Annotated in this window: 12 protein-coding genes, 1 tRNA gene and 1 pseudogene; 6 read left to right on the top strand and 8 right to left on the bottom strand. The window is 37.2% G+C overall.

Features of this window, described 5'->3' with window-relative positions; genetic code table 11:
• Positions 1 to 121 precede the first annotated feature (121 nt).
• Entirely contained in the window at positions 122 to 997 is an 876-nt protein-coding gene (tsf, locus tag FTV04_RS08855) for a translation elongation factor Ts (protein WP_078190313.1), read from the top strand.
• Positions 998 to 1171: 174 nt separating this feature from the next.
• The gene (locus FTV04_RS08850; protein ID WP_168378020.1) at positions 1172 to 1681 is read left to right on the top strand and encodes a DUF3465 domain-containing protein; all 510 of its coding nucleotides are present in this window, start codon (positions 1172 to 1174) and stop codon (positions 1679 to 1681) included.
• A gap of 253 nt (positions 1682 to 1934) precedes the next feature.
• Here FTV04_RS08850 and FTV04_RS08845 read toward each other — a convergent pair whose 3' ends face one another.
• The 7 genes from FTV04_RS08845 to FTV04_RS08815 form a co-directional block, all read right to left on the bottom strand.
• Positions 1935 to 2390, bottom strand: coding sequence for a DUF962 domain-containing protein (locus tag FTV04_RS08845; RefSeq protein WP_180063405.1), 456 nt, complete (start codon positions 2388 to 2390; stop codon positions 1935 to 1937).
• Between the two features lie 152 nt (positions 2391 to 2542).
• On the bottom strand, positions 2543 to 3157 hold the full coding sequence (locus FTV04_RS08840; protein WP_078190310.1) for a septal ring lytic transglycosylase RlpA family protein: 615 nt from the start codon (positions 3155 to 3157) through the stop codon (positions 2543 to 2545).
• Between the two features lie 286 nt (positions 3158 to 3443).
• On the bottom strand, positions 3444 to 4445 hold the full coding sequence (gene mltB / locus FTV04_RS08835; RefSeq protein ID WP_180003226.1) for a lytic murein transglycosylase B: 1002 nt from the start codon (positions 4443 to 4445) through the stop codon (positions 3444 to 3446).
• 790 nt (positions 4446 to 5235) lie between these two features.
• Positions 5236 to 5886 carry a hypothetical protein gene (locus tag FTV04_RS08830; protein ID WP_078190308.1) on the bottom strand — a complete coding sequence of 217 codons (651 nt, stop codon included), beginning with the start codon at positions 5884 to 5886 and terminating at the stop codon, positions 5236 to 5238.
• Positions 5887 to 5903: 17 nt separating this feature from the next.
• On the bottom strand, positions 5904 to 6722 hold the full coding sequence (queF, locus tag FTV04_RS08825; protein WP_180089277.1) for an NADPH-dependent 7-cyano-7-deazaguanine reductase QueF: 819 nt from the start codon (positions 6720 to 6722) through the stop codon (positions 5904 to 5906).
• Entirely contained in the window at positions 6722 to 7495 is a 774-nt protein-coding gene (locus FTV04_RS08820) for an ABC transporter permease (RefSeq protein WP_078190306.1), read from the bottom strand. The genes queF and FTV04_RS08820 overlap by 1 nt, the downstream gene beginning before the upstream one ends.
• On the bottom strand, positions 7492 to 8427 hold the full coding sequence (locus FTV04_RS08815; protein WP_168378014.1) for an ABC transporter ATP-binding protein: 936 nt from the start codon (positions 8425 to 8427) through the stop codon (positions 7492 to 7494). Before FTV04_RS08815 ends, FTV04_RS08820 begins: the two co-directional genes overlap by 4 nt.
• 188 nt (positions 8428 to 8615) lie before the next feature.
• Here FTV04_RS08815 and FTV04_RS08810 point away from each other — a divergent pair.
• From FTV04_RS08810 to FTV04_RS08795, 4 genes are all read left to right on the top strand, one after another.
• A tRNA-Arg gene (locus FTV04_RS08810) sits at positions 8616 to 8691 on the top strand.
• Positions 8692 to 8853: 162 nt separating this feature from the next.
• On the top strand, positions 8854 to 10080 hold the full coding sequence (locus tag FTV04_RS08805) for an integrase arm-type DNA-binding domain-containing protein (protein WP_168378013.1): 1227 nt from the start codon (positions 8854 to 8856) through the stop codon (positions 10078 to 10080).
• Positions 10081 to 10564: 484 nt separating this feature from the next.
• Positions 10565 to 11467, top strand: coding sequence for a YafY family protein (locus tag FTV04_RS08800; protein ID WP_120401119.1), 903 nt, complete (start codon positions 10565 to 10567; stop codon positions 11465 to 11467).
• Positions 11468 to 11522: 55 nt separating this feature from the next.
• The gene (locus tag FTV04_RS08795; protein ID WP_180089276.1) at positions 11523 to 12122 is read left to right on the top strand and encodes an AAA family ATPase; all 600 of its coding nucleotides are present in this window, start codon (positions 11523 to 11525) and stop codon (positions 12120 to 12122) included.
• Between the two features lie 14 nt (positions 12123 to 12136).
• Here FTV04_RS08795 and FTV04_RS08790 read toward each other — a convergent pair.
• Positions 12137 to 12246: pseudogene (locus FTV04_RS08790) on the bottom strand (IS5/IS1182 family transposase); the annotation flags it as partial.

The raw sequence follows: 12246 nt of genomic DNA, 5'->3' as shown, positions 1-12246 counted from the left end.
CATTTTTGCGACACGTGATGGTGGCAAAGTAAGCGTCATGTATGCAGACGGCCCAAGAGACAGCTCTGGGCCGTTTCTGTTCTAAAAAGAATTCATTTTCTACCGTATTTAGGAGATTAACATGACTGCAGTTACAGCAAGCATGGTTAAAGAATTGCGCGATCGTACTGGTCTTGCAATGATGGAATGTAAAAAAGCATTAACAGAAGCGGGCGGTGACATCGAATTAGCGATCGACAACCTTCGTAAATCTGGTCAAGCTAAAGCTGCTAAAAAAGCGGGTAACATTGCTGCTGACGGCGCGATCACTATCGCTCAAGAAGGCAACAAAGCAATCCTTGTAGAAGTTAACTGTCAAACTGACTTCGTTGCTAAAGACGAAAACTTTGCTGGTTTCTCTGCTAAAGTTGCTGCTGCTGCGCTTGCTGCTGGTGTAACTGACGTTGCTCAAATTGCTGAATTGAAACTTGAAGATGGTGCTACTGTAGAAGAAGCTCGTATCGCACTTGTTCAAAAAATCGGTGAAAACATCCAAGTGCGTCGTGCTCAAATCGTTGAAGGCGACAACCTTGCAGTTTACAAACACGGTTTAAAAATCGGTGTTGTAGTTGCATACGCTGGTGATGCTGAAACTGGTAAAGGTTTGGCTATGCACATCGCTGCATTCAACCCAGTTGCTGTAAACGAAGCTGGCGTTTCTGCTGAACTTATCGCTAAAGAAAAAGAAATTGCTGAAGCGAAAGCAATTGAATCTGGTAAACCAGCAAACATCGTTGAAAAAATGGTAACTGGTTCAGTTCAGAAATACTTGAACGAAGTTGTTCTTGAGAACCAAATGTACGTTATCGACAACGATAAGAAAGTTGCAGAAGTTCTTAAAGCAACTGGTACTACTGTTGCTAACTTCGTACGTTTCGAAGTTGGTGAAGGTATTGAGAAAAAAGCTGAACTTTCTTTCGCTGAAGAAGTTGCTGCTGCTCAAGCTGCTGCAAAATAATCTCTGATTATTTGTAGAAAAAAGCCCTCGTTTTAGAGGGCTTTTTTTATGGCTGTAGCTTTACTGATTTCAAAGCTATTTAAACTTTATATTGTGTACATTGTTGTTCACAGATTCTATTTTTATCAATTTTAATGACTATAATGAGTTGAAAATTTAGATTTAAACTATCTTATGGCAAACAAAACAAACTTAACCATCGGCGGAATTATTGTTGCGCTTGCAGCAGCTTATTTCGGAATCGATTTACAACAACAAAAAACTGCACCAGTTCAGACGACAGCTGAACAAAACTCACAGCCACAAATAGAACCAGTACAACCCGCAGATGCTCAACAAAAAGGGCAGAGTGCTGAAGATATCATTGCGCATGCATTTAAAAGTAAACTCAGTAATGTTCAGGTTGAAGGTGCAGGTCAAGTGAAAGCGGTACTACGAGATGATAATGAAGGTAGTCGCCATCAAAAGTTCATTTTGACCTTAAATAATGGTCAAACGCTTTTGGTCGCGCATAATATCGATCTTGCTCCACGAATTGACGACTTGCAAAAAGGCGATACAGTTCAATTTTACGGTGAATACGAATATTCAGATAAGGGAGGTGTGATGCACTGGACACATCACGATCCGAATGGACGTCATCAGGATGGTTGGTTAAAGCATCAAGGTAAAACCTATCAATAAAAATCACGTAGTCATTTTTAACTTTAGTCATTTAAATGATCATGATTCAGATGAAGCTATCAACATAAAATTGGATTAACCATATTGAGTAAAAGCCAGTGTTTAAACACTGGCTTTTTGGATGTATAAATAGAAAAAATGATTGGAAATACCAGAGATAAATACACCTATAAACAATAGGGTTTTAAGCATCGAATATGAAGAAAACCGATGTGGAAGAAGTGAAAAAGAGATCTATGAAATTAATCATGCTTTAAATGCTCTTTATTTGCGATTTATGGCGTGCTTTCCAATTACCAAGTACTTTTCCTGCAAATGTATCTAAACACCAAATAGGGCCAATGAGGAGGAATTGGAGATCTTTGAAAAAAGAGGGCTTTTTACCTTCAATTTTATGGCCATAAAATTGACCAATCCATGCGAATACAAAGAGCGTGATATAAAAGCCATATCCAACTGGTAACACCCAAATTAGCCATGCCATGATTAACGTTAACGCGGCCATTGCAACAGCAAGCACAATGTCTAAACGTGCGTAAAAGATAAATGCTAAGGCAAGTAAGACAGCAGTAAGTAGCGCGCTAAAATGTGCCAATATGCCAACGATTGAAAAATAAATCGTGGGTACGCAAATCCAGTGAATCATTTTATTGGTTTTATTTTGATGACTTTCGCTGTATTCATCAAACCATTCGTTGATTGTTTTCATGATAGTCCTTAATCATGGGGAAAGACTCTAATATAAACAAGAATGGGGGAAGGGTCAAAATCAGGGTTACTGAAGATTAGAAAGGCTAAGAGGCTACAAATAAAAAACCACGCTAGGCGTGGTCTGTTAAATGCAGTCACTTCATTGGAGAATTAAGAATTTGGACCGTCTACGCGTTCAATGCTCACATTTGCAGTACCGGCACTGGTAATACCCAATTGCTTAGCAGCGCCATAAGATAAATCGAGAACACGGTTGCCATGGAATGGACCACGGTCATTTACTTTTACCACGACGCTTTTACCATTATTGCGATTCGTAACACGAATAAAACAATTAAGTGGCAGGCTACGATGTGCTGCTGTAAGTGCGTTCATGTCAAACGTTTCACCGCTTGCTGTTTTACGACCGTGGAATTGACGACCATACCAAGAAGCAGTACCTGTTTGAGTGAACTTACGAACAGTATTCGAAGCGACAGTGTTTAACTTTTCAATCACTGAAGGCTCATCTTCAGGGATTTCGATTTTAGCAGCGATGGTTTGACGACGAATTTTATCGCCAGAACGCTCAGTGATTGAAAGGCTACTTAAATTCGTAAAGTTTGAATTGAAGCTTTGAGCTTCTTTATTCAATACACGAGCTGCAAGACGCGAGTTGTCATTATCATGATTGAATGATGACGACTGAACCATCTCAGCTTGTGACTGACTTAGCGCAACTGCCGTGGCAACCGCTAAGGCATATTTAATAATTGATGACTGCATTGTTTATCTCCCAATGGCATATTTACTGGTTCAACTAAGTCGCTGATATCCATGTAAACACGTCTGATATTTCACTTTTGCAACTACATTTAACGAGATGGATAATATTCATGCCATCGATAGGCTGTCTAGTGTTTAATTAAAATACTTTGAAAATGTCTAAAAAATTAACAATAGTTGGTTAAAAAATAATCAATAATGTAACAAGGTGTTTAAAATGCCGAATAAATACTCATTTTGATGAAAATATTTGTTGACTTTTTTGCTCTATATTAAAAAACCAGTCTTATCGACTGGTAACTTCAGTGCCTAAAAGCCATAGCGCAGTCGCATACATACGGCTTTTGTTATAGGTTGTAATGACCTGAAAATTTGGATAAGTGATGTAATAAATTGGTCCATAACTATCTTGCAATTGGATGACATTGACCAAATCGAGATCATCGATTTTTACCAATGGATTCATAGGGGTTACACCTTGAGCCTTGAGTACACCATAGGGTGTTGGCTGGTTTAAATCCTTTGCAATAATAGCATCTGGGTTGTTTCCACTATAGCGAGCAGCAAAAGCAATCGGTTGATTACGCTGCCAACCATAATTTGCTAGATAATTTGCAATTGAACCAATGGCATCGACAGCCGAATTACGCAGGTCAACATGACCATTGCCATCGTAGTCCACACCAAATTTTGGAATGTTACTTGGCATAAATTGAGGATAACCCACAGCACCAGCATATGAACCGACGACAGAGTTGGTTGGAACACCATCTTTATATGACCAAGCAATCAGTGCAGCAAGTTCATCTTGGAAATATTGCGCACGGCGTTCATAGCCAAAACCAAGGGTCGCCAAAGCATCACGGGTGATAAAATTACCTTTATTGCTGCCGTAGCCTGTTTCAACACCCAAAATGCCTAAAATCACGGATTGAGGCACACCAAATTGTTGTTCTGCACGATTTAAAGTGTCGGCATACTGATTTTTGAAGCGAACACCGCGTTGAATTGTACTTTCAGCTAAAAAGTTGGTTTTGTATTGGTACCAAGGCTTTGATTCGCCAGGTCTATTCATAATGCTAATAATGTTGGGTAGGTTTTTACTACCTTGCATTGCCCAATCAATTTGATTTTCACTCAGACCATAGGTTTGCATTGCATTTTGTTTAAAGCTCGCATATGCCGGATGAGATTGGAAGTCGTTGGCCTGACAAAAACTAGTCAGTGAAAGTGAACCGGCCATAATGGCAATATGTGTTAGTTTTTTATAAAAATTTCGATTTAGCATAAATAAAAAATTTCCAGTTGCTTTAGCGATGAGTATGAACAAAATTTCGAGGGGCAAAGATCTTGAAATTTGTGATGACCTTCTGGTTTCATAGCTCATTAAAGGTAAAGGTTACCAATAGCAACTAAGATACCACTGACAGTGCATGCTTTCATAAATAGATATACAAAAAAAGACAAAGCAAGGGGTTTTTTCGCAGTTAACATATTGAAAAGTGACATATTCATTTACATAACTTGCAAAAATTCACAAATCATTTGAAATAAGATGACTCTAAAACTCATGCGTCATAAAAACGCAGAACGAATAAACTTTTATAGCGTTACTAAATGCTGTTTATGTAGCTACGAATGTTGCAGTGTGTGATCTAAAAACTAAGAGGCAGGATTAGAAAAGTACAGGTCTAAAAAGACCCATGTGAAGGTGGTGGTTTATTCACCTCATTGGTGTTTTCGTTAACGCTTCAAAGCACTTGAAAAGGTTGCTATATAAAGTAGAAATATAGACTGAATGATAAAAAAGAAAGAGATTGGATTTTAAAATGGACGCATTGAAATTTAAGCCAAAATGACGGCAAACATTAAAATTTGATCTGTAATCAGGTTCTTTCTTTTCTGTGTGTATTTTTCAAAATTGTACATATAAATATACTGCCTTGTAATAGGGATCGTTTCAAATCCTAGAACTGAATTTGTATGACTATATATAGTCATTATTTTGAGATTCGATTTTATGAGTTTAGCCATAAAAAAAAACCTAGCCGAAGCTAGGTTTTGACGAATAGCGCGATTTACTTGTTAAACATCGCATCATGTGCTTCTGCAAGGGCACCTAGCTCTTCTTTGGTTAGATTTGGGAAAATCTTATCAATCGCGATATGAATTGCTTTAATCACGGCAGAAGAACCGATATCGGCTGCTTTACGTTTAATCATGCCTAAATCGAGTGTTTTATTAAAGTCATTCATAAAATGACGTACTGCAGCTTCAGCAAACTGTTTATACAGCTCACCAAAAGCAGCTTTATTGACATCTACACCTGATTTAATTTCGGCATAACTGTTTTTAAGGTTAGTGACCAGTCCAGCATCTAAGCTCAGACCTACACGATGAGCGCCGACTGTGTCCTGAAATAAACTTCGTTCTGAAAATTCAATGGATTGTTTCACCACATCATTCGGAGATTTACCCAGTAGCTGCTTTAACAATACAGCGACTGTTGATTTGACATAGCCAGCCAGTTTTTCTGCTGTGTCGCGCTTGTCGCTTGCAGGAAACAGATGAACAGGAGCTAATATAGTTGCACCAATGATTTCTTCATTAATCAGCAAAGCTGTTTTATCACGTAAAGGATAAAGTGGTTCACTCGAATTTTTTTTCGCGTGACCAGTTTGGATACTGCTTAGAAGTTCCTCAGAAGGAATAAAACCAAAAAATGGCATCACTAACCTCAATTTTTTTATTGTCGCGCCAATCGAATGGGGCGAGGCATCCATGTTAAATCCGATACACGACAAGGGTTGATATCCAATCCACCACGGCGTGTATAGGCAGCATATACCATCAGCTGACTTGGTTTTAAATGTTGCCAAATATCGGCAAACATTTGCTCCACACATTGTTCGTGGAAACCATTATGCTGACGGTAAGAAATAATATAAGCCAGAATACTACGATAACAAGGCTTAGTGCCTTTATACCTTATAAATACCGTTCCCCAATCAGGTTGACCCGTGACTGGACAGTTACTTCTTAATAAATGTGAATAAAGTTGAATTTCAACTTCATCTTGCGCTGCATCTTCATCTAACGAGAGTAAATCTGCATTTGGATGATTTTCTAACTGGGTGGGTTCTAAGTCATCAATACAGATGCCTTGCGGTTTTGAAATTTCAACTTCATCAACATGAAATAGATCAATAGTCACAGCGGCATTGGCTGCAGCAGATAAGTCTTTTTCAACGGTTGCTTTAAACGCTGCCTGAGAATCAAATTTGGTAAAGTTCATACTATTAAAGTAGAGCTTTAAAGATTTCGATTCGATGAGGTTGTCTGAACTTGCAGGCAAAGTTAAACGGCCAATAGCGACTTGAGGCACACCAGAAGCATTTAACCAAGAAATTTCAAAAACATGCCACCAGTCTGTACCTTGGCGGATGCCTTCCACATGGGCATATTGTTCACGTGCAGTGGCACGTGCAATCGGAAACAGAATAGCAGGTTGATATTCTGTTGGGTAATTGGTGTCTTTGCCTAAAAGGGATTGTTCTACACTCATTATTCACGCATTCCTGAACCACGAGAAAGTAAATGATACGCCACGCCATAAAGTACAACGCAACATGCAGTAATAACTGTCAATGAAATGCCGACATTCACATCGCTATGACCTAAAATACCGTAGCGGAATGCATTGACCATATACACGACAGGGTTGATTAAAGAGAGATTTTGCCAAAAAGGACTCAGTGATGAGATGGCATAGAAAACACCGCCTAAATAAGTCAGCGGAGTCAGGACGAAAGTCGGGATAATCGAAATGTCGTCAAAAGACTTTGCATAAACAGCATTAATAAATCCGCCAAGAGAAAACAGCAGCGAAGTAATGAGAACTGTATATATAGTTACGAAGATATTGGTCAGGTGTAATTCAGTAAAAAATAGGCTCATCGCAGTGACAATAAAGCCGACTAAAACACCACGGCAAACACCACCGATCACATAACCCCAAAGCACCATGTGTAACGGCACTGGACTCATGATTAATTCTTCGATGCTTTTTTGAAATTTTGCACTAAAGAAACTGGATGACACATTGGCATAGCTGTTGGTAATGACCGCCATCATAATTAAGCCGGGCACGATGAACTGCATATAGCTAAAACCACCCATTTGCCCAATGCGTGAACCGACTAAATTACCGAAAATCACAAAGTACAAACTCATGGTGATTGCCGGTGGGAGAAGGGTTTGCGGCCAAATACGCATGAAACGGCGAATTTCTTTATACACTAAGGTGTAGAGGGCAATACACAGTTGGTTAAAATTCATTGTGCTGCACCTTCAAGATTTTTTTCGACCATACGGACAAACAGTTCTTCTAGTCGGTTAGATTTATTACGCATACTTCGAACCTGAATACCTTGAGATTCCATGAGTTGGAATAAATCATTCAAGGTATGGCCTTTATCCATAGTGACTTCTAAGGTGACAGGATCTACTAAGTTGAAACGGACACCAATAATTTCTATATGGATCGGTTCAATGGGTTCGGCTAGATCGAAAATAAATGTTTCTTCATTCAACTGGCTGAGGAAACCTTTCATGCTGGTGTCTTCTTTAATCACACCACGATCAATAATTGCGATTCGACGGCACAACATTTCAGCTTCTTCTAAATAGTGTGTCGTTAAAATAATGGACGTGCCTTTTTCGTTCATTTCAGTGAGGAAATCCCACATCGAACGGCGTAGTTCAATATCAACACCAGCAGTCGGCTCATCTAAAATCAGCAGTTTAGGTTCATGCATCATGGCACGAGCGATCATTAAACGGCGTTTCATACCGCCCGATAGCATGCGTGCTTGGGTGCTACGTTTTTCCCAAAGGCCAAGCTTTTCTAAATATTCCTCTGCACGTTTCTCTGCTATCTTTTTAGAAATACCGTAATAACCAGCTTGAGTCACCAAAATATCAAATGTTTTTTCAAATTGACCAAAGTTAAATTCTTGAGGTACAACGCCCAAACACTGCTTTGCATGCGAGGGATGGGTATCTAAATTGTGCCCAAAAATTTCGACAGTACCTGAAGTTTTACGGGTTAGTGAACTGATAATACTAATCGTGGTAGATTTTCCTGCACCATTGGGACCTAAAAGTGCATAAAATTCACCTTCGGGTACTGTTAAATCAATACCTTTAAGCGCCTGAAACCCATTTTTATAGGTTTTTGACAGCTGCTTTAACGTTAGTGCATCAGTCATAAATAATTCACTCTATAAATAGTATGAGTATTGTGCGATATCGGGGCAAATAAACCAAGTAAATCGTATGGAATTCTGCATTTTAAAAATAGAACGTTGTATAAAGCTTAAGCAGAAAAATACCTAACATCTATATAGTTGCTTTACCTTACAGTTTTTTTTGTTATGATGTGCGCAATCCAAAATAAGCGCTCATAGCTCAACTGGATAGAGTACAGGTCTCCGAAGCCTGTGGCGTGGGTTCGAGTCCCGCTGAGCGCACCATTTCCTTGTTTGATCATATCCGAATTAATCCTAATATTATTAAAAATTAATAACTTATATCTACTTATTGTCCGATAATGTCCGAGGGCGTTTTAGGATACCGTAATCTTTTACGGTATTTTTTACGGTACATTCCATTTCTGACAAAAATATACCGTAAAAATGCCTAAATTAGTTATCAGTCTGACTGACTCAAAAATTAAGTCTGCAATATCAATGCAAAAGAAATCATTTGAAAAGAATATTAAGCTTTCAGATGGTGGTGGCCTTTATTTATTGTTAGATAGAAAAGGTGGGGCATATTGGCGTTTTGATTATATTCGCCCAATCTCTAAGAAAAGAGCCACTATAGCTATCGGTATTTATCCAAGTTGTACATTGGCCAGAGCTCGTGCAAAACGAAGTGAGTTTAGAGAACTGCTTGCGCAGAATATTGACCCAGCAATTCAAAAGCAAGATAAACAGTCCCAATGTCGAAATAATAGTTTTAGATCAGTAGCAGATGAATACCGTAAGACTGAAGAGCTGGAATCAAGTACACAACGTCGGAATCAGTTTATCTGGGATAAGCTTTATGTTGCTATTGGTGAGTTCCCCATTGATTCGATAACAGCCACTCAAATTTTGGAAGTATGCCGTCTTTATGAAAGACAAGGTAAGACTGACTCAGCAAAGCGAATGAGAAGTAAAGCATCTCAGGTGTTTCGGTATGCGATTGCTTTGGGTTTATGTCAATTTAATGTTGCTGACCAAATTAGCGGTATTTTGAAGGTGGGTAAAGCTAAGCATCGAGCGGCTATTACTGATGAGCAAAAGCTAGGACAACTATTAAAGAATATTAATACACATGCAGGTCGTGGGGATATTGCTATTGATTATGCAGTCAAAATCTTACCCCATGTATTTGTGCGTCCTGGAGAATTACGTGCAGCAAAATGGGCAGATATCGATTTTAAAAATAGAACATGGAGTTATACACCGCCTAAGACCAAAAATCAGACAGCCCTACAACATATTGTTCCTTTGTCTGATCAAGTCTTGAAGCTGTTCCAAGAATTGTATTGCATTACTGGATATACCGAATATTGTTTTGTGTCTATGCGAGATAAAACGAAAACCATCAGTGAATCAACTATTAATAAACGATTGAAACAATATGGTTTTGAAAATGGTGAGACAACAGGGCATGGCTTTAGAGCTACGGCAAGAACTTTATTAGATGAAGTTCTAAAATTTCCTATTGAACGTATAGAACAACAACTTGCACATCAGGTTCGCGATATGCATGGTCGAGCGTACAACCGTACTAAGTATTTGGAGGAGCGTTCAGTGATGATGCAAGCATGGTCTGATTATTTGGATCAATTAACGCATAAAAATGTAGAGTAATTAATTTAATAAATATTAGTAAGTTATAGTTTCAGTTAAGTTGACGCCACCTCTGCGAAATACATACTAAAGAAGAAATTTAAACGATAATTTGTACAACTGATGACATCTCCTGTCATTTTTATGCCTTATCTTCATTTTTCAATTGAATTGATACTTTAAGTAGTTAAGTTTGATAGAAATATTGAAAGGAAATTTGTATGAAAATATGCCCAACTCCATTTACGAACAAACAAAAGAAGAACGCCTTACAACGTATTTCTAGAGCATTAATACTTGGGAAAATAAAGTGGGCTGAATCAAGAAAATTCTATTTAGCAATGTTGCACCTAGCACGTTATTTAGATCGACTAAACTTAATTTAAAGAAAATAAGACTTAATTTTTTGTGAATTGGTGTAACTTTTTGTACATTTAATGTGTTATATTTCAAATATAAATCAAATATAACTTTGATGTTACTTTTTAAAAATTAGAGATAATTAATGAAACGTGATGATTCTACTCATGAGCGTTTAGCTGACCGATTGGCCAATATTTTAACGAAATTAAATATGGGATATCAGTTAAGTATAAAAGAACTAGCCTCAGAATTTGGGGTAAGTACACGTACTATCTCGAGAGATTTTGATCGTCTCAATACTTATTTGCCATTGCTACAAGATAATGAAAATAAAAGATATTACTTAGAATCAAATTATTTAGGGAAAATTGCACCAAAAGATATCCGTAATTTTGCACAGCTCTCAGGAGTTAGTCATTTGTATCCTTCATTGGATATGTCCTTTCTGCGTGAACTTTTAGATAGTCGAGCTCATCAGATTTATAGTGCTAAGGGGTACTCTTTTGAAGATGCAAGTCAGTTTAAAGGACTATTCAAAGTTCTTGGAAAAGCAATTCAAGAATATCGACAAATTGGTTTTGTATATAAAGGAGAACCTAGACTGGTTCAACCTTATCGCTTGATTCATCATCATGGTAGTTGGTATTTGGCAGCAGTTAGAAAAGATCAATTGCGTACTTATCGCATTTCACATATTCAGCTTACGCACTCTTCGCATGATTATTCACAATTTATTCCAGATCAAAATATTGTAAAACTTGTGGAAGATGATGACAGCATCTGGTTTGGACAGGATAAACAGGAAATCATTTTATCTATTGATAGTCAGGTTTCTTTTTATTTTAAGCAACGTCCGATACTGCCCGAGCAGCAAATTGTCAAAGAGTTACATGATGGTGGATTGCTGGTTTCTTCTAAAATTAATCATGACATGCAGTTATTGCCTTTGATTCGATTCTGGATTCCTCATTTAAAAATAGTGAGTCCGAAAGGATTACAGAGACAATTAGAAATAAGTTTAAAAGAATATTTGGTTTTAGGTTAAAAAAAATTTCATTTAAAAAATTATTTATGAGTTGGTTGGATAGGGGTAAGGGTACGTGAATAGTCATATTAATTTAAATCATCCTGAGAATATTTATGATGATTTAAAAGAGAAAATATCAGATTTGATTGCGAAAATTGTTAAAAATGAGCAGGTTTTAGATACTAATTTAGTGGGAGAAAAACTAAATGAATCTAAGCAAATTTTAAGCTTTCAGCAAAAAGAAATTGAAAGGAAGATAGATGAACTTAAACGTAATTCCGAATGGGATTACTTTACGATTGCTTTTTTCGGTGAAACTAATGCAGGTAAATCGACACTTATCGAAGTGTTACGTCTGCTGTTCGCTGAAAAAACTAAAAATGAAATACAAGCAAAATTCAAAGCACTTAAAGATGAATTTTCATTAGATGAAGAAGCATACGGAGAGTTAAAAAATGCTGATAATGAAATTAGTCATAAAATTTTAGAAAATAATAAAAAATTAAAGGAGATAGATCAAACCTATACTCAAAAATTAGAAGATTATCAAAAAATACTTAATGCTCTTAAATATGAGCATGATGAGCAGATTGTTAATCAGTCTTTATTAAATGACCAAAAACTTGAAATTTTTAATACTCAGATTGTGTCTTTAAAAGAGAAAGTTCAATAGATTTCTTTCATAAGTCATTTTTCACTCAGCTCCAAGTTATAAATTCCAGCAATTAGATTGAATCTTAATGCTAGTCTTTTGCCTCGATTGCGATATCGCTCAGCAAGAATTTTGAAGGTTTTCA

It is taken from the genome of Acinetobacter sp. YH12219 (assembly GCF_013417875.1).
Taxonomy (GTDB): Bacteria; Pseudomonadota; Gammaproteobacteria; order Pseudomonadales; family Moraxellaceae; genus Acinetobacter; species Acinetobacter amyesii.
Note: the sequence above shows the minus strand (reverse complement) of the source record. Positions and strands in the feature narration are given on the sequence as shown.

Bases quoted from the DNA above. Each gene is read 5' to 3' on its own strand.
- FTV04_RS08840 (WP_078190310.1), bottom strand. From the start codon at position 3,157: ATGCAGTCATCAATTATTAAATATGCCTTAGCGGTTGCCACGGCAGTT.
- FTV04_RS08830 (WP_078190308.1), bottom strand. From the start codon at position 5,886: ATGCCATTTTTTGGTTTTATTCCTTCTGAGGAACTTCTAAGCAGTATC.
- FTV04_RS08820 (WP_078190306.1), bottom strand. From the start codon at position 7,495: ATGAATTTTAACCAACTGTGTATTGCCCTCTACACCTTAGTGTATAAA.
- queF (WP_180089277.1), bottom strand. From the start codon at position 6,722: ATGAGTGTAGAACAATCCCTTTTAGGCAAAGACACCAATTACCCAACA.
- tsf (WP_078190313.1), top strand. From the start codon at position 122: ATGACTGCAGTTACAGCAAGCATGGTTAAAGAATTGCGCGATCGTACT.
- FTV04_RS08805 (WP_168378013.1), top strand. From the start codon at position 8,854: ATGCCTAAATTAGTTATCAGTCTGACTGACTCAAAAATTAAGTCTGCA.
- FTV04_RS08845 (WP_180063405.1), bottom strand. From the start codon at position 2,390: ATGAAAACAATCAACGAATGGTTTGATGAATACAGCGAAAGTCATCAA.
- mltB (WP_180003226.1), bottom strand. From the start codon at position 4,445: ATGCTAAATCGAAATTTTTATAAAAAACTAACACATATTGCCATTATG.
- FTV04_RS08800 (WP_120401119.1), top strand. From the start codon at position 10,565: ATGAAACGTGATGATTCTACTCATGAGCGTTTAGCTGACCGATTGGCC.
- FTV04_RS08850 (WP_168378020.1), top strand. From the start codon at position 1,172: ATGGCAAACAAAACAAACTTAACCATCGGCGGAATTATTGTTGCGCTT.
- FTV04_RS08815 (WP_168378014.1), bottom strand. From the start codon at position 8,427: ATGACTGATGCACTAACGTTAAAGCAGCTGTCAAAAACCTATAAAAAT.